Raw genomic sequence first — 22,070 nt, 5'->3', positions numbered from 1 at the left:
TCCAAGAGTTCATACGTTCCGTCTCTTTTGCATTGTTCAGAGCCAGATCGAAATCCTTCATGGTACGAGTATAGTTCTCGTTCGAAGAAGTGTAGCTGCTCTCACCATCGCGGTCGTTGTTGCTGCTACGCTCCATCCAAGAGTTCATACGTTCCGTCTCTTTTGCATTGTTCAGAGCCAGATCGAAATCCTTCATGGTACGAGTATAGTTCTCGTTCGAAGACTCATAGCTGCTTTCACCATCGCGGTCGTTGTTGCTGCTACGCTCCATCCAAGAGTTCATACGTTCCGTCTCTTTTGCATTGTTCAGATCCAGATTGAAATCCTTCATGGTACGAGTATAGTTCTCGTTCGAAGACTCATAGCTGCTTTCACCATCGCGGTCGTTGTTGCTACGCTCCATCCAAGAGTTCATACGTTCCGTCTCTTTTGCATTGTTCAGAGCCAGATCGAAATCCTTCATGGTACGAGTATAGTTCTCGTTCGAAGACTCATAGCTGCTTTCACCATCGCGGTCGTTGTTGCTGCTTGACTCCATCGATTTTGATGCAGTTTCCTTCTCCTTAGAAGAGTTCAGCGCCAGACCGAAGTCTTGCTTTGAAGCGCTTTGCTTCTCGTCAGAAGACTCGTAGTTGCTTTCACCGTCACGGTCATTGCGGCTGCTCGACTCCATCGACTTGGAGGCAGTATCCTTCTCCTTAGAAGAGTTCAGCGCCAGACCGAAGTCTTGCTTTGAAGCGCTTTGCTTCTCCTTCGAAGACTCGTAGCTGCTCTCGCCGTCACGGCCGTTGTTGCTGCTTGACTCCATCGACTTGGAGGCAGTTTCCTCTTCCTTAGAAGAGTTCAGCGCCAGACCGAAGTCTTGCTTTGATGCGCTCTGCTTCTCGTTCGATGAAGTGTAGCTGCTCTCGCCGTCACGGCCGTTGTTGCTGCTCGACTCCATCGACTTGGATGAGGACTCAGTTTCTCTGGAAGCATTAAGATTCAAACCTAAATCACTGCTGGAACGTTTCATGGTTTCTCTAGAATGTTCTGAAACATCAAGATCATTGTGATTTGAAATATGCTGTTTAGAAGCAGATTCCAGCTCTTTTGATGCATTCACATCTAAACCAAGTTTGCTTTGAGAAGCATGCTGCTGCTCGTAACTTGAAGCATTTCCATCGTGAGATCCGATATTATCATGTTTACTCCAGGATTGGCTTTGAGTTGACGCATCTGCCGCAAGGTTGACATCCAGCCCTGCCTTGTTAGAACGTTCTGAACTACGGGATGCTTCATCATAATCATGTTCTGTGCTTGAACTGGATTGAGACTGCAAATTCACACCTGCATCAACATCTAATCCAATATCTAAAGCACTGCCCTGACCTGTTGATCTGCTATCTCTGTCATAATTAGAGTCTGAAATTGCACCTGCATTGAGATCGATTTTAGTATTTAATGCGATTCCCAATACGGATGAATTGCTCTGTTCATAAGAGGAAGCATAACTTTCTTGACTTACACCCAGAACACCCAGAACAAACGAAGCAGACAATACGGATACCTTGGCCCATTGCGAAACTTTTTTCATTTTACATACACTCCTTCTCATTTTTAATTGAATTTTTTGTTTTCAACGGTTGAGAGAAGTGTATGCATGGGCGGTTGACCCGGCGGTGGTTGAGACCACTGATCACTGCCTAAAATATACATGGACCTGAGAATCATGATATTTTTATCAAAACCTAAACTTTTAACATCGGAAAAATCGGATATAACTGAATGCAATCCCGCATTACCATTTACACCACTGCTCGGAGAACCCGGGGCAGATGTCCCATTCATCACATTTACAGGAACAGCGACAATACCATTCGAACTCCAAGTTGAAGTCATTGGCAGTCTCTGTTTTGTTGTTGAAGGGGATGCGGTTGGTTCACCCTTTTCAACTGAGGCAGCAGGGTTGCTTATGTTTGCTAAGTTGGAGCGTACACTCAGTTGATCTGACAGCACTGCTTTATCAGACAAGATCTCATCATTGACGAGCTTATCTTCAGTCACCAAATTGTCCTTTGCAATCTGTTCAGGTTTGTCAGTCTCTTGCTCCTCTACGTCTGAACGTTCATTCACTGGAGTCAGATCTGCTTTTGAAGATTTTTCGTCTTCCAAAGGCTTCACGGGCTCTACTGTCACTAAATCTATGACAGGCTGTGACGTATTGGAAGCGTCTTCAAATGATTTATTCGTTCCCACCTGATCCAGATTAGCATTCGGATTAGATTCAGCTGTCGTTGGTTTCTTAACTTCCACAGGCTCCTGAGTTTTGGGGTTTTCAGCCACAGGCACACTTACTTTAACATCAGGCAAAGCATCTCGCCTAGGACTTACTTTCGTCTGTACAGGCTTTGTCTCAACAGAGACGACCGGTGTTTGCACAGATACGGAAGGTGCCTGGACATGAACTTTAGGTATAACTCCGTCGTTAGAGCTGTCGGTCTTAGCTTCGACTGATGATGTTTCCACGCGCGCTAGCGGTGTTTCCGCTTTGACTGATGGTGCTTTAACCTCGACTTCAGGCACCACCGATTTATCAGCCTTAACACCAGCGGATATATCAGAAATTTCTGATTGAACCAATGGGGCTTCAACTTTAGTAGACGAGACATCTACATTTAATGAACCTTGGTTTAGATCAGGATTCACAGATATATTTGGTGTTTCTACTTTTAAAACCGGAGTGTCTACCTTAATGGAAGGTACCGTTAACAGCGAACCGGATTTTTCTTCATTTTGTTGAGTTACATTGTGATCCGATGATTCTTTGTTTAAAGGTTTGGTCGATAAAACAGGTTCCACTATTTCTTTAAGCAGTGCAGAGGCCTTCGATGGCAGCAATGACTGAATTATGAACCCGGCTAATATCAGAGTTAATATTGCAGTGCATTTCTTCCATCTGATGAGGCTCATGCAGTGTTCACGCATTTGCAAGTCTCACCTCCCTTCCCATGCAGCATTTTCATTTCGTGTTACGAAGGATACGTGAGTTTGCCATGCTTGGATCACTTTTTCTACAAACTTATTGCTTCTTTAACCTTCACTTGGAAGTTTTAACCGTTTATCTTATATAAAATCACGACCAAATTATATAAAGAAAACATAAAAGGGTTCCTCAACCGTTTAATTCGGTCGAAGAACCCTCAATATTGAAGTTAATGTTAATTCTTATTTAATCTTCAAGGACTTCACTTCATATGGCTTAAAGGACAGCTGCCAAGATCCATCGGACAATATTTCAATGCCGTCCTGCCCCAGCTCGTCTTCCAGCAGATTTACATTCACCACTTGAGCAGCTGTTTGAGGCCAGGTGATCGTGATCTTCTCACGTCCGCCTGCTGACTCGTATAAACGGATAATGGTGCCTTCACCGTTCTCAGCTGGTTTAATGGTATCAAGGACAACATGATCGCTGTTTAATGACAGCCAGGAATGGGATGCCGGCAGTGAAAGGCTTCCACTGCTGTCAATCTTAATGATCTGAGACGGCGTATTCAGCTCTGCTGCTTCACGAACGGTATGGGCTTGCCCCCAGTTTCCTTCATGCGGATATAAGGAGTAAGTAAAGACATGCGTGCCTCGATCAGCAGCCACATCCGGCCACGATGGTGCCCGCAGCAGGGATAGACGCATGATGCCATCTTTAATGTCGTACCCGTATTTGCAGTCATTTAACAGACTGACGCCAAAGCCATTTTCGGACAAATCAGCCCAGCGGTATCCGCACACTTCAAACTGTGCCTGCTCCCAGCTCGTATTGCGGTGTGTCGGCCGCTCCAGCGCCCCGAATGGAATCTCGTAAGCTGCTTTAGCTGCAACGATATCCACAGGAAATGCCACCTTCAGCAGCTTGTGATCCTCTTTCCAGTCTACAAAGGTTTCAAAATCCACACGTCTCCGGTCCTCATACAAGGTGATTTCTTGATGGACGGTGGACTGGCTGAGTTTCCAGCTGAAAGTAAGCACCTTCTTAGTATGACCTTCAAGGACAAGCTCTCTGCTAACGAGCTCAACGTGTTCCGCACGCTGCTCTTCATAACGCGGATCGATATCCCATGCATCCCAATAGGTAGGTCTGTCATGGAACAGCTGCAGTTCATTGGCCTTTTGACCAGCGGGAATCAGTTCCCGGCCTGTTCCTTTGTCCACCCAGCTGGTGATCTCACCCAGATCATTGAACGTGAGGGTATAGAACGGCGTGTCCAGCACTTCAGGGAACTTGCTGTCGGCTGCAGAAGCCATTTCTTGAACATCATTTTGATTGGGGGAGACCCAGATCGTTTTGTATCCAAAGCCGGGAATGTCTTTGACCTGCACATACAGCTCATAGGTTTTCTCATCTGCATTCAGCCTGATATCACTGTTTAAAAGCCCCTGCTCATCATAAACTTCGACACCCAGCAGCTCACTTCCGCCTGTGATGGTAATCGTCTCCTGACGCTTCCAGCCCAGACTGTTAAAGACAGCATACGCCTGGCCCTGCCTTGCTGATGTATCCACATTTGATGTGATCGCCTCAAGAGAAGATCCAAGTGCCTGTTCCCCGATTTCAAAAATCTGTTCGTATTCAGCATTTGAAGTAACATATGCCTCAGGGATCGATGTGCCTGGAATAATGTCATGGAATTGATTCAGCAGGATCAGCTTCCAGCCCTTTTCCAAATCTGATCCAACATGCGTGATGGATGGATCCGCGCTCGAAAAGCTGCCCCAGATTTCCGCTTCCCGATAAAGGCGTTCTGAATGGCGGTTATACCGCTTGTTTTTGGAATGCGTAGTAAACGTTCCTCTGTGCAGCTCGAGATAGAGATCTCCCTGCCATTTTGGCAGTTCGGGCTGGTTCTGCTCAATGCTGGCGAAGAAATCCGCAGCGGTGGCAAAACGTACCTTCGGCTGGCCTGGCATCAGATCTCCGCGGCGCACATACTCTACCATTTCATGTGTCACGCCACCGCCGCCGTCGCCATGTCCGTAAAGCAGCATCAGCTCGTCCTGCTGGTCTTTATGTCCGAAGGATTCCCAATGTTCGTGAATATCCTTAGGTATGGTATGTTCGTTCACACCATGATTCTGGTAGGACAACAACGAGGTCCCGTCAATCCCTACCCAGTTAAACAGATCATACGGAAATTTGTTCGTATCATTCCATCCCAGCTTGGTCGTCATGAAATACTTCACATTCGCCTGCTTCAAAAGCTGAGGCAGTGAAGCGCAGTATCCGAATGTATCCGGCAGCCATTCAATCTCGGAACGCTTGCCGAATTCCTTCTCGTAAAAGAGCTGGCCATGCAAAATTTGACGCACAAGGGATTCACCATTAGGTATATTTAAATCAGGTTCAACCCACATGCCGCCTACCAGCTCCCACCGTCCCTCAGCAATTCTCGGTTTGATCTTCTCATAAAGATCCGGATAGTGTTCTTTAACAAAAGCATACAATATCGGCTGGCTCTGACTGTATTTAAAATCCGGATATTTCTCCATCAAGGTACATACGGTCGAAAATGTGCGGCTTACCTTGCGCACAGTTTCACGAACCGGCCACAGCCATGCAATATCGATATGGGATTGACCGACCATATGCATAACACCGTTCATGCCCTGATCAGGTTTTTCTTTCCTTACGATTTCTGCAAGCTTGGCTTCAATGGCTTGAATGAATTCACCATCTAGAAGCACATCTTCTGGAGCGCCATACAGCTGGTCCATCACCTTCATCAGTTCTGAACGCACACGAATGCGGCGCAGATCATCATCGGGGAGCAGCTTGCACGCATCAGCCGCAACTTTGACAGTATGCATCAGGCTTTGGATAGGCTCGTTCACCCATACCAGCTTACTGACAATACCGGAGATTACCGGTTGTATAACCGCCTGCTGATTAAGTGGATCCACTGGCTCGGGAATCGGGTCGTACAGCTCAATTTCAAGCAAAGGCTGTCGTCCCACTCGCTCTGCAGCAAGCGGCACAAACCAGTGATTGCGGTCAAGACCATGAAAAGGTTCTCCGTTTACCTTGAGCAGTCCTTCTCCTCCCGCCTCGAACACCAAAGCCGTCTCCTGAGTATGCCAGTGACTTGGAATTTCAAGTTGGCGACTTAAGAAATAGGTGATTCCATGCTTGCTGTTCAGCGGATTAACAGACACCAGTTCCGATGAATCACTTTCGTATTCATAAACGCCGGGGGTGATATATTTCGCTTTACGCATATGCCATTGCTCTATGGGCAGCGACTCTCTCCACTGATTTTGAGAAAGAAATTGAATAAATCGATCGATGCGGATCACAGACACATTCCTCCATTACATTATGAAAAGTCTCATGTTAGTTAACCTCTTCATATGTATTGTTATTTTTGTTATTGTGAATTATGATAACGTTATTAATTACTAGTGTACTTGGTGATGCTTGCATCGTCAATTGATCCTTAACGACACATTAAAAAAGAAATAAAGGAGCGTACAAAATGTCACGAAAAGTGTCCATTCAATCGCTGGCAGACCAGCTGGGATTGTCCAAGTACGCTGTCTCCCGCGCATTGAGCGGAAAACCAGGTGTTAGCGAGGCCACACGTACCCGTGTGCTGGAATTGGCCCGTTCGATGGGATATGGCAAAATGATGGCTGCAGAGCCCAAGGTATCGTTAAACCGCGCATCCACGAATGCTTTCTCACAGTTTGTACTAATCTGTATGAATCAACAAAACCGGGTCGAAACCAATTATTGGCAGCGGGTACTGTCCGGGGTGATTACCGCCGCTGGTGAAAGAGAATGGCATCATGCTATCGTCTCCCCCTCTTTAGAACACAGAAATGACAGCATGTCTCCTGAGGAGACCATTGCTCCTTATCTGGATTGGAGTCAGTGTGTCGGTATCATTGTCATGGGATCTTTTCCTTATACTGTTCTTCAAATGCTCGCTCAAACAGGACACCATCTGATCTTGGTTGATCATCAAGAACCTCTGCTCCACTGCGATACGATTGGTCATGATAATCTTGAAGCCGGAAGGACGGCAGTGAGATATTTGCAATCCCGGCAGTGTCATCACATCGGTTTCATCACGGATGACGGACGCTCCGCCAGCTTTACCCAGAGAAGAATCGGTATCCGACTTGCTGCCGAAGATGAATCCTCATTTCAACCGGTTCAATTGCTAGAATGGGAAATTCCGTACGAAAGAGGCTCCTGGAGTGCTGATCTGCTGGAACGTCTAAACCGCATCCCGGTACATGAACGACCCACCGCATGGATTGGCGCGAATGACGATATTGCATTAGAATGGATGCGAACGCTTCAGGATAACGGTTATGATATTCCCGACGACTGCCGCATCATGGGTATGGATAATGTCATGGCCTCTTCGAACTCCAGCCCACCTCTTTCCACCATTCATCTAAGCAAGGAAGAAATGGGGCACAGGGCTATTGAATCACTTGCTCGCAGAATTGATCGGCCAGGCACACCTAAGGAAACCGTCATGCTGTCGACCAAACTGCTGCCACGGGATTCCGCCTAAGTGCAATGAAAAAAGGTCCCGAATACGGGACCTTCCTCTGAATTTATTGTAGAATCAATCAGGTACCACGACACCTTTTTTCAAAATGATATTAGCGTACAGCGCGGTTTCACCCGTAGAAACAATCGCATAAGCTTGCTTAGCCCGTTCATAGAACGCAAAGCGCTCCACTTCTTCAAGCTGAATATCCACGCTGTGGTGTTTCTTAACGATACTACGGTATTCTTCCCATATCGGAGTTTTTACCGGGTCACCAGGTGTCACTGCCATTAATGCAACCGGTGAATCTACATATACATCCAGCGGCAGCAGTCCCAAGATGGCTTCCAACAGCTCCGGGATCCCGTGGCCGTCACAGCGGACTAGACGCTGAGCATGACTGGCGGCGGGGAAATTGCCATCACTGATCACAATTTCATCTGCATGTCCCATTTCCATTAGAATTTTAAGCAGATCCGGTGTAAGCAGACTGGAGATTCCTTTTAACATCAATAGCGCCTCCCTGGCAGAAATATGGTGAAGCTTCTTATGTTTTGGAGCGTGTGACCATCATCAATTCCCTGTACTTGTCATAAGCGGCATTCCACGCATCGGCGTCTTCCGGTTGATAGACATGTATTGGAAATGACCGTTTCACTAGTTCTACACCTTCAGCTCTGCTGGAAATGATGCCGTTTGCCGTAAGCTGAACCAGCATATTGCCGATTGCACTCGCTTCCACAGGTCCTGCCCATACAGGGCGGCCCAGCGCGTTGGAGGTCAATTGACAAAGCAGGCGGTTCTGAATGCCTCCTCCTACCATATGAAGCCCTGAATAGGTATGACCGGTTAGGCGTTCCATTCTTTCTACCACTTCACGGTAACGAAGTGCTAGACTTTCCAGAATACAGCGTACAATACCACCTTTGTCTTCCGGCATGCACTGACCGGTCTGCCTGCAGTACTCTGCAATGGCTGCTGTCATATTGCCAGGATTCATGAACCGGAGATCGTCTGGATCGATCCAGACAGTATAAGCAGGAGCCTGTTCAGCGAGTTTCACCAGTTCGGCAAAAGAACAGGATTCCCCTTCCGCATCCCATTGACGCTTGCATTCCTGCAAAATCCAGAGCCCCATGATGTTTTTCAGCAGCTGGAATGTATCGTACGCCCCGCCTTCATTTGAGAACTCAAGTTCCATCACTTCCCGGGAAAGCAAAGGAGCTGTTAATTCCGTGCCCAGCAAGGACCAGGTACCGCATACAAGATAGGCAAATGGCTCAGCATCCGCTGGAACTGCAACGACTGCAGATTCCGTATCATGAGAAGCCACTGCAATGCCTGTAATGGCCGGTGTGTCCAGCTCTATGCAAACCTCACTCGTCAACGGACCAATGACCGTTCCAGGGTTTACCGGGTCCAGGAACATCGATTTACGTATCCCCAGCTCTTCCATCAGCTTCACATTCCATTCACGGTCCTGAACCTGATAAAGCTGCGTGGTTGTCGCCATTGTAAATTCACAGACCTTGCGGCCTGTCAAAAAATAATGAAGCAGATCCGGTGTGAGCAATAAGGTGTCTGCGATCTCCAGCAGTGGAGAATTACTTTTCACCATAGCGTTCAGCTGATAAATCGTATTAAAGGGCATAAATTCAAGACCGCTCTCTGCAAACAACCGCTCTTTCCCCACCTGTTCACAGGTCTGTTCTACCATCCCTTCCGTTTGACGGTCCCGGTAATGAAAGGGAGTGCCCGCCAAAGCCCCGTTGCGGTCAATCAGACCGAAATCAACGCCCCATGTATCGATACCATAACTTTGAGGGTGAAAACCGTTCTGAAATGCTTTCCTGATTCCTGACTTCACATCCTGCAGCAGTGAAGTAAAATTCCAGTGCAGATGATTACCCATCTGCACTGGAATATTCGGAAAGCGGTGAATTTCAGTGATTTCCAGCCGGCCTGCCCTGCCGTTCTCGTCCGGTATAACTTTACCGATGAGCGCTCTGCCGCTGCTGGCGCCCAGATCAAAGGCAAGCACAGAAGAATTTTGCTTCACACGTTACACCGCCTTTACAATTACAATTGATTATTTCATTTTTTGCAGCAGCTGAATCCGGTAGTCTTCACTCTCGAGAGCCGCTATATCGTCTACTTCCTGATCAGTCAGAGGCTTCGGCGTACCCGCTGCCTTGGCAGCAAGGTAAATCTTCGCACTTTCTTCAACCACCTGAGTACGGTAGTAAGCTTCCCGAAGATTTCGTCCAGTCGTAACCAGACCATGATTGCCGAGCAGAATCGAACTGGCTTCATTCACCTTCGCCGCCACAGCATCTGCCAGCAGATCTGTTGTAGGAATAATATAAGGAACATATGCCGTTCTGCCAACAAGTGCCGCCTGATCCGGAAACATCACTGGGAGCTCCTGCTCAATCAGGGTAAACGCGATACAGTGTGCGGGATGTGTATGAACCATCGCTCCCATATCCGGATTAACCCGATACCCGTAAAGATGCATCAGAACTTCCGAAGATGGACGCATGCCGGTATCTGTGATCGCTCCGGTAGCAATGTCCACTTCAATCCACTGTTCAGGTTCAATCTCTTCGAGCGCGAAACCACTTGGAGACAAGTACATGTAATCCCCGCTTCTGGCACTGATATTCCCGCCCGGGCCCACGACAAGACCGTCATTCACGATTTTCGCAGCATATTTGCACAACTCTTGACGCGTTTCCATGTTCAGCATGATTCTCGACTCCTCTTCATCTCTTGTTTATTTATATAGTGGTCCGAAATTTTGGCAGGCTCTGAAATCAGCGCTTTCAGCCTGCTCTGTTCCGAACATTCCCCAGGCTCTCGGACGGAACACTTGCTCTGCAGGCACATTGTGCATGTTCACAGGAATACGCAGGATGGAGGCCAGTGTAATCAAATCGGCTCCGATATGTCCGTAGCTGATCACTCCGTGATTGGCTCCCCAGTTGTTCATCACTTCATAGACACTTGAGAACGCTCCCTGACCGGTGAGTTTCGGCACAAACCAGGTAGTAGGCCAAGTCGGATCTGTCCGTTGATCCAGGGTCTGGTGAACGTGATCCGGTAAATCTACAGAATAGCCCTCTGCAATTTGAAGAACCGGTCCGAGTCCTTTTACAAGATTCAGACGATGCATGGTCATTGGCATGCCGCCGCGGGTTAAATAATCTGTTGAGAAGCCGCCGCCGCGGAAATATTCAACGTTTGCCGGTCTAAATTCAGTGGACTGCAGCGTGTTGGTAACTTCCTCATCTGTAATATCCCAAAATGGCTTTAATGCAGGCTTGCCGTCAATCTCCTGCTCTCCTGTTCCATCCAGTGCAGCGGATCCGGAGTTAATCAAATGCAGCAGACCGCCTTCCGCGTGCCCCTCCAGCTTATATCCGGTTACACGCTCTACCGATGCCGGGCTCCAGTAAGTTCTGACATCTGCAAAGATTTGAGCCGTATTTGTCAGCAGCTGGCCAAACAGCATATTGACCCCGTTCAAGCTGTCATTCTCGGTAGCTACAATATAAGGTGCGCGTTTTCCGTTCCAGTCGAATGATGAGTTAAGCATAGTCTCCAGAAAATCTCCATTCGGCGCATGGTCTGTCCATTGACGCTGTCCCTGGAACCCGGAGGCAACGGCGTGGTGTCCCTGAGACTCTTCCACAAAACCAAGCTCAGCCAAACGCGGATTACCGATCATCAGATCACGGGTGATCAGGGTCATTTTCACAACCGTTTCCCACTCCAGATCCTTGCGCTCCCGGCTGGACTGGAGTTTTTCCGGATTATTGTCTGCTCCTTCTTTACAATGATCTTTCACCCAGGACAGAGCAGCTTCAAATTCTTCCGGATCATAGATTCCTTCTTCCAAACGGCGAGTGAATTCACTCATGTCTACATATTCGTTCCGCATGCCCAAATATTCCTGGAAGAATGCATCGTTAACGATGGAGCCAGCAATACCCATGGACACAGAACCCATGGACAGATAGGATTTCCCGCGGATATACGCCGCAGCCAGACCGCTCCGCGTAAAGCGCAGCAGCTTCTCCTGAACATCATCTGGAATGACACTGTCACCTTCGTCCTGAACATCTTCGCCATAAATACCGAACGCCGGAAGCCCTTTTTGAGCATGTGCTGACAGCACAGCGGCCAAATATACAGCACCCGGTCTGCCCGTTCCGTTAAAGCCCCAAACCGCTTTAGGAAGGGACGGGTCAGTATCCATCGTTTCTGTACCATAACACCAGCAAGGCGTAACGGTAATGGTCAGCCCCACTTCGTTATTCTTAAACTTTTTCGCTGCTGCTGCTGCCTCGGCTACGCCTCCAATGCATGTATCTGCAATCACACATTCAACAGGCTCCCCGTTAGGATAGCGCAAATGTTCTGACAGCAGGGAAGAAACCGCCTTGGCCAGGTTCATTGTCTGATCTTCGAGCGATTCACGTACACCTTTCCTTCTGCCGTCAATCGTAGGTCTGATTCCGATCTTGGGAAATCCGTCTTTCCATCTGTAATCGCTTGCAACCATAAATTGATGCCTCCTAGGATTTATAAGTTACATTCATTGTAGAAGAGAAACAGGAGCGGGATAACCCACATTCTTGCGGATTACGTACGCTTAAACCAGCAATAGAGTGAACTTTGTTATATAATATAGTTCTAGCTGATCAATAATCACAGTGAACGATAATTGCAGCTTATTTGTACCTGGAGGTTGCCATATGCCAAAAATCGAAATTTCACATCACAAAAGTGACCAGTTCCGTTTCAAACAAATTCCCCAGCTTCTGTTCGCAGGACAGGTTATGGAGGACAGCTCGTTTTACGCACCGCCGCAAATTCATGGTTTTTGTGAAATCATCTATATAGCAGAAGGCTCGGGCGAGTTCAATATTGGCGGAAAAACATATGAACTGCATCAAGGCGATGCAGCGATTTATAATCCGGGAGTTACACATGAAGAGCGATCCCGGTCAACAGATAACTTCAAAGTCGTATACTGTGGTCTGGAACATTTATATATCGAAGGCATTCCTCAAGGAATGCTGCTTCCTCCACATATTGAACCCGTCATATCCTGCGACAGCTACGCGGGAAAAGTGGAAAGCTATCTGTCTGAAATTCTTCAGGAGTGCGAGTCCCAGGTTCTCGGCTATGAAACGATCTGTTCGAACTTGCTAATGTCGCTAATCACGGTCATTTATCGAATTATCGATGCCAAATCCCAGTATCAATCTTATAAAGGCATCCATGAAATCGCACTGCGCACGAAACATTTTATAGACAAAAACTATACTCAAAGCTTTACTCTCAAAGATATTGCAGATACACTGTACGTCAGCCCGCATTATATGTCCCATTTGTTCAAAAAGGAACTGGGCCATTCCCCGATCAATTATATGATCTCCCGGCGTATTGAAGAAGCAAAGCGGATACTGTGTGAGACTGATCGGCCTGTCCATGAAATTGCATCTCAAGTAGGGTATACGAATGAAAAGTACTTCTCCATGCTGTTCAAGAAAATGACGGGGATCACCCCTACCCGGCACCGGGAAATCATTCAATCTGGCGGAAACCTGGAAGACTAGTCTCAGCGGGAATTTACTGCAGAAAGGATGTGTTGTTTAACATGGAATGGTTCTGGCTGGTAGCATTTCTCATCGGATTTTTGATATTAAACCGCCTTACTCACGTGGATCAAAAGTTGAATTACCAGCGCCGCAAGCTTGATCAGATTGCCTCTCATTTGGGCATCACTGACCATGAACTGGAACAGCGGCTGATTCAGCTGATTCAAGGCCATCAGGAAATCCAAGCGGTCAAGGAAGCTCGAGAAGCGTTAGGATTGTCCCTACTGGAGGGAAAACAATATATTGATAAACTTAAAAAAAGCATCCCTTCAAACCGTATTCGTTAGAAATAGGGCGCATGCTTGATTGTAATGTCACCACTTTCGGTAACTGTCGTCTGGCATCCCAGACGGTATCCTTCTTCAATTTCTTCAGGATCCAAACGGGCTTGTTCTGCTTCATTCGGTTCTGACAGCAGACCGATACCTTCTGTGATCTCACAGCGGCATCTGGCACAAGTTCCTCTTTTGCAAAATGAGTTCCATTCCACTTCATTATTCTCGGCATGCTGCAGAATCGTCACTCCGGCTTCAGGAACGACGGAACGCTGATGTTCTCCTTTGACAAGGAGCAGTGTTCGCTCTCCTTCTCTCTTTTCAGTCTTAAGCCGGTAATGATCCGGTTTTAATGCAGAGCTTCGTTTTAGGGTGCGGTTCTTCCAAAATTTGAACAAGGTTAATGCACCTCCTGTTGTCCACTATACACAAAAAACCTGCGAAATTCATCGCAGGTTTTTTACTTTGTTTACTAGCTGACCTCGCCGACCATCTTAACATAATCCTCTTGGCTGATGACACGACGAGCTGTGACAAAACGGCTCGCATAATAAGACTCACTCAACTTGCTGATTCTGACACCTCTGCTCGTAGAAGCATGAGCGAATTGTCCGTTTCCGACATAAATACCTGCATGGGAGACTCCCTTGCCGCTGGTATTAAAAAAGACGAGATCACCTGTCCGTAAATTGTCAGGATCTACATGTTCACCCGCTTTGGACTGTGCAGCTGAAGTACGGGGCAATTCTAAATTATATTTACTGAATATGTACAAAATGAAACCGGAGCAGTCAAATCCTTTAACCGTGGTGCCGCCCCATTTATAAGGAGTTCCTACTACTTTTGTAACCTCAGCCTGAAGCCGGGGTTGATCAGCAAATGCGGTTGCCGATACTGAAGAAAAGATGAGTGCTGAACCTAGTACGGATAATAGCAGCTTCTTCAACAAGTTGTGCTCCCTTCGGTGCCTACGGAGTTAGCTAAGGGTTCGGTTAAGGGTCCCCTATATTCCCTCTGTAACAAGAATAATTCACCCGGTTGTGGTTCCCCCGTTTTCAAGTCGAAATTCGGCATAATGATTAAGTTTTTGTAACTCTCTCATAAATGTAGTATATTCCAGGACGAGCTGTCAATCTTTTTTTGTGACAAAACTGTAATGCATAAAATGAAATTAAAAATTACCTTTCGTGGTGGCTGCGATGGCAAGTGTTCCTCCGATCGCTCTTGTCTCCAAAACGCTTGAATTATAGTCTGTAGTAACATTTTGGAGACAAATGCGAACGCTGACGCTTCTCCAGAATCACTTGTCACCTCCGCTGTAGAAGGTATTATCTAAATTTCATTATATAAAACACAAAAAACTGCCCGGCTGCGATGAATCGCATGCCGGACAGTTTAAAGAGGTTATAATTATGCGACCATCGCGCGGCAGGCTTCCGCACAGCGGAAACAGGCTTCGGCGCACTGCTGGCAGTGATCATGATCATGCTTTTTGCATTCATTGCCGCACTTCTCGCACATCTCGGCACAAGCTTCACAAATCTGAGAAATGTAGGAGCTGTTTATCGATATGGCATGAGCAGCAAATTCGCAAAGATCTGCACATTCGCGGTCCAGTCGGATACATTCTTTCATCATCTTCAGATTCTCTTCTTCAAGACATGAGGTGTAACAGTGATTACAAGCCTGCATACATCGCAGACATTCATCCATGCACTGCTTCATTTTATCCGGTGAGATCGTTGACATAAAAGTAACACTCCCTTCTGGTCATTGCGCCTCCTCATGTGAGGCTATCTAATACTATTAAACCTTTACAACATAATTAATCAGACTGGAATTTCGATGAGGCAAATTTTTATTTCAGCAAAAGCAGCCGGTCATCCTGTTCAGACGGCGAGCCCCGTCCATCGGTATTATTCGTAATGATATAGATGCTGTCATTGTGTAAATGCACGTCACGGATCCTGCCCACGCCGTCCAATACAGTCTCCAGCCGATTGTCCTGCACATGATAACGGAATAACGCCTCGCCCCTTAAACCTGCGACAAGCAGCTGGTCATCCTGTTCAAATGCGATACCCGATGGAGCGATTGCCTTCTCCCCTGTATGATACAATGGCCTCACTGTACCTTCAGCTTCTTCGTCTCCAATAACGGTCGGCCACCCGTAATTTTCACCCTTTCGGATTTCGTTAATTTCATCATGTCCTCCGGGTGTGCCTGACGGACCATGTTCCGCATTATACATCGTGCCGTCCTCACTCCAAGCCAGCCCCTGGGAATTTCGGTGACCAAGTGAATAAACATAGGAATCCGCAGAGGGGTTATCCTCAGGGATCGAACCGTCCGGATTCATTCTTAAAATTTTACCGCCGAGGCTGCCGGGGTCCTGAGCCATTTCCCCTTTACCCGCATCTCCTGTCGTAATATACAGCTTTCCGTCTGGTCCCCACGCCATTCTGCCTCCATTATGAACATTGGATCCGGGGATATCCTCAATCAATGCCTTCACCTCTTCCCATGACTCCAACTGCTGCTTGATAAGAATAACACGATTGAAAGTCTGTCCTTCCTTGTCGTAAGAATGATAAGCATAGGCTTGTCTGTTGTCTGTGAAATCCGGGTCCAGGACAATCCCGAGAAATCCTCCTTCCCCAACCGCCTTCACAGCCTGTTTCGTGTTGACGGGCAGCCGTTTTGTCACTTCTTCAATCACGGACACAATATGTCCCTCTCTTTCACTAATATACGCCTCTTCCCCGCTGAACTGGATAGACCAAGGAATTTGAAGCTGTTCAGCGATAACACTGTAAGACAGATTTTCATCTTCCTGTGGTGATGGCGCCGCAGGTGCAGGTGATTCCAAGGACTGGTTGTTTCCGTTTGGCGATGAACATGCACTGAGCAAGAAGATGGCAGACATGACCAAAGCCCATTTTTTGAACATCATATTCTAACCTCCCGAGCATGTGTTTGTGAAATATTACCCTCAATAACACTCAAAGAAGCCGCCGTTAATCGGCAGCTTCTTCTCAAGTATTACAATGCATGCATTCCTTAACCAAATCAGCATCACTTGCCTTTTGTACAGCAGAACCTGTAACTAGTTCTTTTTCATGTCCTCTGCCTGTGATCACGACACGATCTCCTGCTGCTGCACTCGAAACTGCCTGCTGAATCGCTTCTTTCCGGTCTTTAATAAACTGGATGTGGTCCATTTTAGCCCGTTCTAATCCCTGTTTCATATCATTAAAAATGTTCTCGATATCCTCGGCATAGGAATTATCCGAGGTAAAAATTACATGATCTGCCAAATCGGCGGCGATTCCCGCCATGATGGGACGTTTAAGCTTATCCCGCTCTCCACGGCAGCCCATCACACAAATCACTTTCCCTTTTGTCACGTCGCGTGCAGTTATGAGTGCAGCTCTTAACCCTCCAGGATTATGTGCATAATCCACCGTTACTTGAAATGAACTTGCGGAGGAGATATCTTCAAATCGCCCCGGAATTCCCTCAAACGTCTCTAGTCCGCTGACTATATCTTCCCATGACATTCCCTCGCAAAAACATACTGCAGCCGCAGCGAGTGCATTATATACATTATGAATACCCGGCATCCTTAATGTTACAGAATGATGTTCACCATCATAGGTCTTGATTAGAAATTGTTGATGAGATCCGCTGCATCTCACATCCAAGCCCCGAATATGATTACCTGAGTTCAGTCCATAAGACAATACCTGAGCTGAAGTTCTGTTAGCATAATAGGATGAGGACTCGTCATCTCCATTCAGAATGGCGGTTTTAAGCATATCATCTGCGCTGTTCCCCAGTCTCGAGAACAAGATCTCTTTGGATTGACGATAATCGTCCATATGGTGGTGAAAGTCCAGATGATCATGAGATAAATTCGTAAATACTGCCGTATGAAAGCCGCACCCTGTTACCCTGCCCATGTCCAGGCCGTGAGAAGAAACCTCCAGAACCGCACAGCGGCCTCCCCGGTCAGCAATCAATCTTAGAAATCCCTGCAGCTTGATGGGATCCGGCGTCGTATTGACAGTTGGTACCTGCAGCTCTCCGTGTTTCATATACAGGGTTCCAATCAGCCCGGTACTGCATCCCGACTTGTTTAATATATGTTCTACCATGTGCGAGGTGGTCGTTTTTCCGTTCGTGCCCGTGATTCCGATCATACGGAGTTTACATGAAGGATGATCATAAAAAGTGCTGGCGACTATCGGCAGCACGCGCTTCGTTTCAGGCACGGTAATAACCGTCACCCCATCAGGGACGCCGGGCAGAGGCTTTTCAACCATGACTGCCGACGCACCATTTTGAATCGCTTGCTGTGCAAATTGATGACCATCCGCTTTAAATCCCGACAGACATATAAACAAGCTGCCAGGCTTTACACTTCTTGAATCTGTGTGAATGCAGCTAATTTCCGTCTCTTCATTTCCTGTAATCTGTTTAAATAAAATCCCCTTTAATAATTGGTTTAGTTTCATGGCTTGTCCTCACTCAAGATGATGTGTCTTCGTAAAAGTTTTCCCATTCCCGCTCCCCCTATTCCCTTTTCCAAGCAAGTCTTTCGTACACGGTGTCCGTACGTTGAAGCGGTATTAAGCTTTGCACTTCATGGTACCTTTTACACCACTTTGGACATCGGAAAACGCTGGACCGCAAACCCGTGAAACATCATCCTCATGAATAATAGACAAAAGCCTTGCCCCTAGGTTGAATTCAAGGGAACAAGGCTTTTTCAAAAAAACTTCAATTTATTCACCAGCTGTCGACCAGAACGGCATATACAATCCCCGGTCCATGAACACCAATCGTCAAATCGTTCTCAATGTCTGCTGAGCGGCTGGGTCCAGATATAAAATGAATGCCGGCCGGCAGACCCTCACGGCCTGCTGCGTCAAAGTCAGACATGATTTCACCAAGACGTGTTTTAAGACGGTCTACTGGTATGATTGCGATGAGCACTGTTGGCAAAAGGCTCACCGACCTTCCTTTGTTCGCGGAAGACATTACCGTCATTGAGCCTGTGTAAGCTGCCGCATAATCTGCCTCCACGATTCCGAAATCGGCTTCCGCGGCCTTCGCCCGCCAGTCGGTTTCCGGTTGATCATTCCAGACAGAAATTTCAGCCTGAGAAAGCCTCTGTTGAAGATCAAGAGCCAGAAGAGAAGGCTGATTCTGCATGAGCAATCGCGCTGCTTTCATTTCCTCCGCTTTATTGGTTATAAAATCAGCAGCCTGAACAGCGTCAGCAACATGGATTACATGACCTCCGGCAGCTTGAAAATTCTGCGTAAACATGCTGATCCGCTCCTCAGAACTCCATTGGAAGGATTCCCAAAAGTCAGGTGCACCACGGAAAGGCTGATCCGGCCTGTTCGTTACCCGAGGTCTTCTCAGCTTGGAAGCGATTCCGTTCATAAAGGTTTCCTGCTTCTGACGCGAAGCCGCTTCCAGCTCTGCCAGCCATGCTTCATGTGAATCAGAACTCATTATGAACCGCCTCCCTTGTTTCGATCTTTCATGATGTTCTGCAGCCGTTGTTCCATGCCGCTCGGCATGTTCTGCAGGCCCCCTCGGATTTCCTGTTCCAGTGTTGGCCACTTATCCCTGAAGGAATGTTTGGGAAGCGTAGGGGTAACCCTGTAAGTATTCCATCCTTTCAGAGGACCCGCCTTCAGTCGAATTTCACCCGAACGGGCGACCAGCTTTTGTCCAATCTTGCCCAGACGAATGACGGCCCGGTACCGTTTGGAATTGTTCATAATCGCGGCAAACCCTTTCATGCCCAAACCTTCCAGCTTATTGCCTCTTCCAGCTTCTACCTTGCGCCGGCGAAGAGAGACCAGCATATCATGCAGCGGGATTTTAACCGGACAAGCTTCATAGCAAGCGCCGCACAAGCTGGACGCATTCGCAATATCATCCCATTCGGCAACATTTTTTTTCAAAGCAGGAGTCAGCACCGCACCGATCGGTCCGCTGTACGTACCTCCATAGGCATGGCCGCCAATTTGCCGGTATACCGGGCAGGCATTCAGGCAGGCTCCGCAGCGGATACAATTCAGCAGTTCCTGAAACTCGGGATCACCCAGCTGGAGGGATCGTCCGTTGTCCAAAATAATAATATGCATCTCATCCGGACCGTCCCCATCCTCATCCCGCCGGGGTCCTGTTATGCCAGACATATAGACGGTGAGCTTCTGCCCCGTTGCTGACCTTGGCAGCAGGGTAGCCATGACTTCCAGATCAGTCCATGAGGGAATGATCCGCTCCATGCCCATCAATGTGATTTGTGTTTTCGGGACGGTTGTTACCATCCTTGCATTACCTTCATTCTCGAACAGCACCATGGATCCTGTCTCAGCGATCGCAAAGTTGCAGCCCGTCATCCCGATTTCTGCATCGAGAAATTTTTCCCGAAGCTTGTTTCTAACGAATCCTGCTAGGATCGATGTGTCCGGCGGAAGAGTTTCGCCTGCTTCTTTGGAGAGCAGATCTGCAATCTGGTAACGGTTTTTATGAATAGCAGGAATGATAATATGGGACGGTGTTTCGTCCGCCAGCTGAATGATGTATTCACCCAGATCCGTTTCCACCGCTTCCACACCGATCGACTCCAGCGCTTTGTTAAGATGAAGTTCCTCGGAGACCATCGATTTTGACTTCACGACAGATTGGGCTGACTTTTGTTTGGCAATATTGAGAGACAGCTGTACAGCTTCTTCTGCAGTGTCTGCAAAATGTACATGTACACCATTAGCTCTCGCATTATCTGCAAACTGGGTTAAATAATAGTCCAGATTGGCGATCGTGTGGAGCCGGATCTGTCTGCCTCGTTCCCGCCACTCATCCCAGCTGCCATGATCCGCAGATGCCTGAATCTTGCCGCTTCTCAGACGTTCTGTCGTAAACCGGACCGCACTGCGCAAAAAATCATTGTTCAGCGCCAGGCGTGCCCGGTTCTTTACACTCATCTTGCCCTCTGTACTCATGCCTGTTTCACCTCTTTCTCTTCCAGACCTTCGTACAATAGTTCTGCCAGATGCATGACACGTACCTTTTCCCCGCGATAGCGGAGGTTGCCAGCAATGTTCATCAGACAAGCCATATCCAGACCGGCAAGAACGGAGGCTTCGGTTTCGACGATATGATCCACCTTCTCTGTAACCATGGCTCCTGATATATCTGCCATTTTTACAGCGAAAGTACCTCCGAATCCACAGCAGTCATCTGCAAAAGGCAGCGGGACAAGTTCCAGCCCCTTAACACTGCGCAGCAGCTCCATCGGCTCTTCTTTGACACCAAGCAGGCGGCTTCCGTGACAGGAAGGATGGTAGGTCACTTTATGCTTAAATGTCGCACCGACATCGGTAACACCTAACACTTGAACTAAAAATTGACTGAATTCATACGTTTTTTTCTGTAAAAGCTCTGCTTTTTGTAAATAAACCGGATCGTCCTTAAACAAGCTGCTGTAATGATGAACCATATAAGTGCATGAGCCTGAAGGCGATACAACAAAATCACTGTCATCAAATGCGTCAAGGATCGTTTTGGCACTTGCTCGCGCCTCATCCCAGTATCCGCTGTTATAAGCGGGCTGACCGCAGCAAGTTTGAAGTTCAGGGAACTCCAGCTGCAGGCCGTAACGGGCAAGAAGCCGCACCATCGATTCCGTGACGCGGGGAAACAGTGTGTCGCTTAAACAGGTAACAAATAAGGATATTTTCATGTGCTGCACCCCCCTGATCTTTCCTTATACCGTGATAACCTCAATTCCAAGTTGTCTGTATATTTGATGTTCATGGGCTTCCAACCGGTTATCGGTGATGAGCTTGTTGACACAGCTCAGATCAGCCACCTGCTTGAAGGCCTGAACACCAAACTTGCTGGCATCTGCGAGAAGAACGACCTGTTCCGCGATATGAACCATTTTATGCTTGACTCTGGCCTGCAGCTCGTTGGATTCGCTGAGTCCTCTTTCAAGATGCACACCCTTAAATGAAAGAAAGGCTTGATCAACATAGTACGACTCCAGCGAGCGCTCTGCCAGAGGTCCGACAAAGGACAGGGAGCGGTGAGCCATGATCCCCCCCGTCGAAATGACTTCGATTTTCTCCTTGCCGCCAAGTTCGGCCGCAGCTTTAATAGAGTTGGTCAGTACAGTTAACGGAAAATCCGGAATGAGCCGCGCCATATACCAGGCCGTAGTGCTAGCATCCAAAAGTATTTTTTGATGGGGCTCAATCAGCTTAACCGCTTCCTCGGCGATCCTCTGCTTTTCAGCAGCATTCGCTACTTCTCTCTCCGTAAAAGGCGTCTCCGGCTGGGAACGTCCGGGGCTCAGCTGATCCTTTATACTGACAGCACCGCCGTGCGAACGGCGCAGACGTCCGGAGTGCTCCAGCCGATCGAGATCGCGACGGATCGTTTCTTCCGTAACTCCGCAAATCTCGCTTAATTCGGTTACCCGAATGCTTCCCCGTTCATTGACCAACTGTACAATCCTCTCGTAACGTTCCGCAACCAGCATTTATTTTTCATCCCTTACT

Annotated in this window: 19 protein-coding genes and 1 riboswitch; of the genes, 3 read left to right on the top strand and 16 right to left on the bottom strand. The window is 47.6% G+C overall.

The window, feature by feature from the left end:
* From HII30_RS18895 to HII30_RS18885, 3 genes are all read right to left on the bottom strand, one after another.
* Positions 1 to 1,576, bottom strand: a 1,576-nt coding sequence (locus tag HII30_RS18895; RefSeq protein WP_169506603.1) for a hypothetical protein, incomplete at its 3' end; no start/stop codon positions are given.
* Between the two features lie 23 nt (positions 1,577 to 1,599).
* The gene (locus HII30_RS18890; RefSeq protein WP_169506602.1) at positions 1,600 to 2,973 is read right to left on the bottom strand and encodes a hypothetical protein; all 1,374 of its coding nucleotides are present in this window, start codon (positions 2,971 to 2,973) and stop codon (positions 1,600 to 1,602) included.
* Positions 2,974 to 3,207: 234 nt separating this feature from the next.
* Entirely contained in the window at positions 3,208 to 6,327 is a 3,120-nt protein-coding gene (locus HII30_RS18885; RefSeq protein WP_169506601.1) for a glycoside hydrolase family 38 N-terminal domain-containing protein, read from the bottom strand.
* A gap of 179 nt (positions 6,328 to 6,506) precedes the next feature.
* On the opposite strand from HII30_RS18885, the gene HII30_RS18880 reads away from it, so the two are divergent.
* Positions 6,507 to 7,559 carry a LacI family DNA-binding transcriptional regulator gene (locus tag HII30_RS18880; protein WP_169506600.1) on the top strand — a complete coding sequence of 351 codons (1,053 nt, stop codon included), beginning with the start codon at positions 6,507 to 6,509 and terminating at the stop codon, positions 7,557 to 7,559.
* A gap of 54 nt (positions 7,560 to 7,613) precedes the next feature.
* Here HII30_RS18880 and fucU read toward each other — a convergent pair whose 3' ends face one another.
* The 4 genes from fucU to HII30_RS18860 are packed head-to-tail and all read right to left on the bottom strand — an operon-like array spanning position 7,614 to position 12,105.
* Positions 7,614 to 8,048 carry an L-fucose mutarotase gene (gene fucU, locus HII30_RS18875; protein ID WP_169506599.1) on the bottom strand — a complete coding sequence of 145 codons (435 nt, stop codon included), beginning with the start codon at positions 8,046 to 8,048 and terminating at the stop codon, positions 7,614 to 7,616.
* 37 nt (positions 8,049 to 8,085) lie between these two features.
* Positions 8,086 to 9,597: an FGGY-family carbohydrate kinase gene (locus HII30_RS18870; protein ID WP_169506598.1), complete on the bottom strand. Its 1,512-nt coding sequence runs from the start codon at positions 9,595 to 9,597 to the stop codon at positions 8,086 to 8,088.
* A 30-nt stretch (positions 9,598 to 9,627) separates the two neighbouring features.
* Complete coding sequence (locus tag HII30_RS18865) at positions 9,628 to 10,287, bottom strand: class II aldolase/adducin family protein (RefSeq protein WP_169506597.1); 660 nt, start codon at positions 10,285 to 10,287, stop codon at positions 9,628 to 9,630.
* Between the two features lie 27 nt (positions 10,288 to 10,314).
* On the bottom strand, positions 10,315 to 12,105 hold the full coding sequence (locus HII30_RS18860) for an L-fucose isomerase (protein ID WP_169506596.1): 1,791 nt from the start codon (positions 12,103 to 12,105) through the stop codon (positions 10,315 to 10,317).
* A 193-nt stretch (positions 12,106 to 12,298) separates the two neighbouring features.
* Between HII30_RS18860 and HII30_RS18855 the strand changes: the two genes are divergently transcribed.
* Together HII30_RS18855 and HII30_RS18850 are read left to right on the top strand one after the other, a co-directional pair.
* Positions 12,299 to 13,165, top strand: coding sequence for an AraC family transcriptional regulator (locus tag HII30_RS18855; protein WP_169506595.1), 867 nt, complete (start codon positions 12,299 to 12,301; stop codon positions 13,163 to 13,165).
* 41 nt (positions 13,166 to 13,206) lie between these two features.
* The gene (locus HII30_RS18850; protein ID WP_169506594.1) at positions 13,207 to 13,494 is read left to right on the top strand and encodes a hypothetical protein; all 288 of its coding nucleotides are present in this window, start codon (positions 13,207 to 13,209) and stop codon (positions 13,492 to 13,494) included.
* Here the strand turns inward: HII30_RS18850 and HII30_RS18845 are convergent.
* The 9 genes from HII30_RS18845 to HII30_RS18805 all read right to left on the bottom strand — a co-directional run bounded on the left by HII30_RS18845 (position 13,491) and on the right by HII30_RS18805 (position 22,051).
* Entirely contained in the window at positions 13,491 to 13,880 is a 390-nt protein-coding gene (locus tag HII30_RS18845) for a 2Fe-2S iron-sulfur cluster-binding protein (RefSeq protein ID WP_246246710.1), read from the bottom strand. The two genes, HII30_RS18850 and HII30_RS18845, sit on opposite strands and share 4 nt — an antisense overlap.
* 74 nt (positions 13,881 to 13,954) lie before the next feature.
* Entirely contained in the window at positions 13,955 to 14,428 is a 474-nt protein-coding gene (locus tag HII30_RS18840; protein WP_169506593.1) for a C40 family peptidase, read from the bottom strand.
* A 4-nt stretch (positions 14,429 to 14,432) separates the two neighbouring features.
* Positions 14,433 to 14,565: riboswitch (cyclic di-AMP (ydaO/yuaA leader) on the bottom strand.
* 327 nt (positions 14,566 to 14,892) lie between these two features.
* The gene (locus HII30_RS18835; RefSeq protein ID WP_211184684.1) at positions 14,893 to 15,231 is read right to left on the bottom strand and encodes a four-helix bundle copper-binding protein; all 339 of its coding nucleotides are present in this window, start codon (positions 15,229 to 15,231) and stop codon (positions 14,893 to 14,895) included.
* A 109-nt stretch (positions 15,232 to 15,340) separates the two neighbouring features.
* Positions 15,341 to 16,435, bottom strand: coding sequence for a PQQ-dependent sugar dehydrogenase (locus tag HII30_RS18830; protein WP_169506592.1), 1,095 nt, complete (start codon positions 16,433 to 16,435; stop codon positions 15,341 to 15,343).
* 82 nt (positions 16,436 to 16,517) lie between these two features.
* A complete protein-coding gene (locus HII30_RS18825; RefSeq protein ID WP_169506591.1) occupies positions 16,518 to 17,999 on the bottom strand; it encodes a UDP-N-acetylmuramoyl-L-alanyl-D-glutamate--2,6-diaminopimelate ligase in 1,482 nt (493 codons plus the stop codon).
* 274 nt (positions 18,000 to 18,273) lie between these two features.
* Entirely contained in the window at positions 18,274 to 19,008 is a 735-nt protein-coding gene (locus tag HII30_RS18820) for a LutC/YkgG family protein (protein ID WP_169506590.1), read from the bottom strand.
* Entirely contained in the window at positions 19,008 to 20,510 is a 1,503-nt protein-coding gene (locus tag HII30_RS18815) for a LutB/LldF family L-lactate oxidation iron-sulfur protein (protein ID WP_169506589.1), read from the bottom strand. Before HII30_RS18815 ends, HII30_RS18820 begins: the two co-directional genes overlap by 1 nt.
* Positions 20,507 to 21,250, bottom strand: a complete 744-nt coding sequence (locus HII30_RS18810; protein WP_169506588.1) for a (Fe-S)-binding protein — start codon at positions 21,248 to 21,250, stop codon at positions 20,507 to 20,509. Before HII30_RS18810 ends, HII30_RS18815 begins: the two co-directional genes overlap by 4 nt.
* A 24-nt stretch (positions 21,251 to 21,274) precedes the next feature.
* Entirely contained in the window at positions 21,275 to 22,051 is a 777-nt protein-coding gene (locus tag HII30_RS18805; protein WP_169506587.1) for a DeoR/GlpR family DNA-binding transcription regulator, read from the bottom strand.
* Positions 22,052 to 22,070: the final 19 nt, after the last annotated feature.

The organism is Paenibacillus lemnae, assembly GCF_012933385.1.
Taxonomy (GTDB): Bacteria; Bacillota; Bacilli; order Paenibacillales; family Paenibacillaceae; genus Paenibacillus_AQ; species Paenibacillus_AQ lemnae.
Note: the sequence above shows the minus strand (reverse complement) of the source record. Positions and strands in the feature narration are given on the sequence as shown.

What these genes read in the sequence shown, in the direction of transcription:
- HII30_RS18880 (WP_169506600.1), top strand. Translation starts at nt 6,507, where the DNA reads ATGTCACGAAAAGTGTCCATTCAATCGCTGGCAGACCAGCTGGGATTG.
- fucU (WP_169506599.1), bottom strand. Translation starts at nt 8,048, where the DNA reads ATGTTAAAAGGAATCTCCAGTCTGCTTACACCGGATCTGCTTAAAATT.
- HII30_RS18865 (WP_169506597.1), bottom strand. Translation starts at nt 10,287, where the DNA reads ATGCTGAACATGGAAACGCGTCAAGAGTTGTGCAAATATGCTGCGAAA.
- HII30_RS18860 (WP_169506596.1), bottom strand. Translation starts at nt 12,105, where the DNA reads ATGGTTGCAAGCGATTACAGATGGAAAGACGGATTTCCCAAGATCGGA.
- HII30_RS18855 (WP_169506595.1), top strand. Translation starts at nt 12,299, where the DNA reads ATGCCAAAAATCGAAATTTCACATCACAAAAGTGACCAGTTCCGTTTC.
- HII30_RS18850 (WP_169506594.1), top strand. Translation starts at nt 13,207, where the DNA reads ATGGAATGGTTCTGGCTGGTAGCATTTCTCATCGGATTTTTGATATTA.
- HII30_RS18835 (WP_211184684.1), bottom strand. Translation starts at nt 15,231, where the DNA reads ATGTCAACGATCTCACCGGATAAAATGAAGCAGTGCATGGATGAATGT.
- HII30_RS18830 (WP_169506592.1), bottom strand. Translation starts at nt 16,435, where the DNA reads ATGATGTTCAAAAAATGGGCTTTGGTCATGTCTGCCATCTTCTTGCTC.
- HII30_RS18825 (WP_169506591.1), bottom strand. Translation starts at nt 17,999, where the DNA reads ATGAAACTAAACCAATTATTAAAGGGGATTTTATTTAAACAGATTACA.
- HII30_RS18820 (WP_169506590.1), bottom strand. Translation starts at nt 19,008, where the DNA reads ATGAGTTCTGATTCACATGAAGCATGGCTGGCAGAGCTGGAAGCGGCT.
- HII30_RS18815 (WP_169506589.1), bottom strand. Translation starts at nt 20,510, where the DNA reads ATGAGTACAGAGGGCAAGATGAGTGTAAAGAACCGGGCACGCCTGGCG.
- HII30_RS18810 (WP_169506588.1), bottom strand. Translation starts at nt 21,250, where the DNA reads ATGAAAATATCCTTATTTGTTACCTGTTTAAGCGACACACTGTTTCCC.
- HII30_RS18805 (WP_169506587.1), bottom strand. Translation starts at nt 22,051, where the DNA reads ATGCTGGTTGCGGAACGTTACGAGAGGATTGTACAGTTGGTCAATGAA.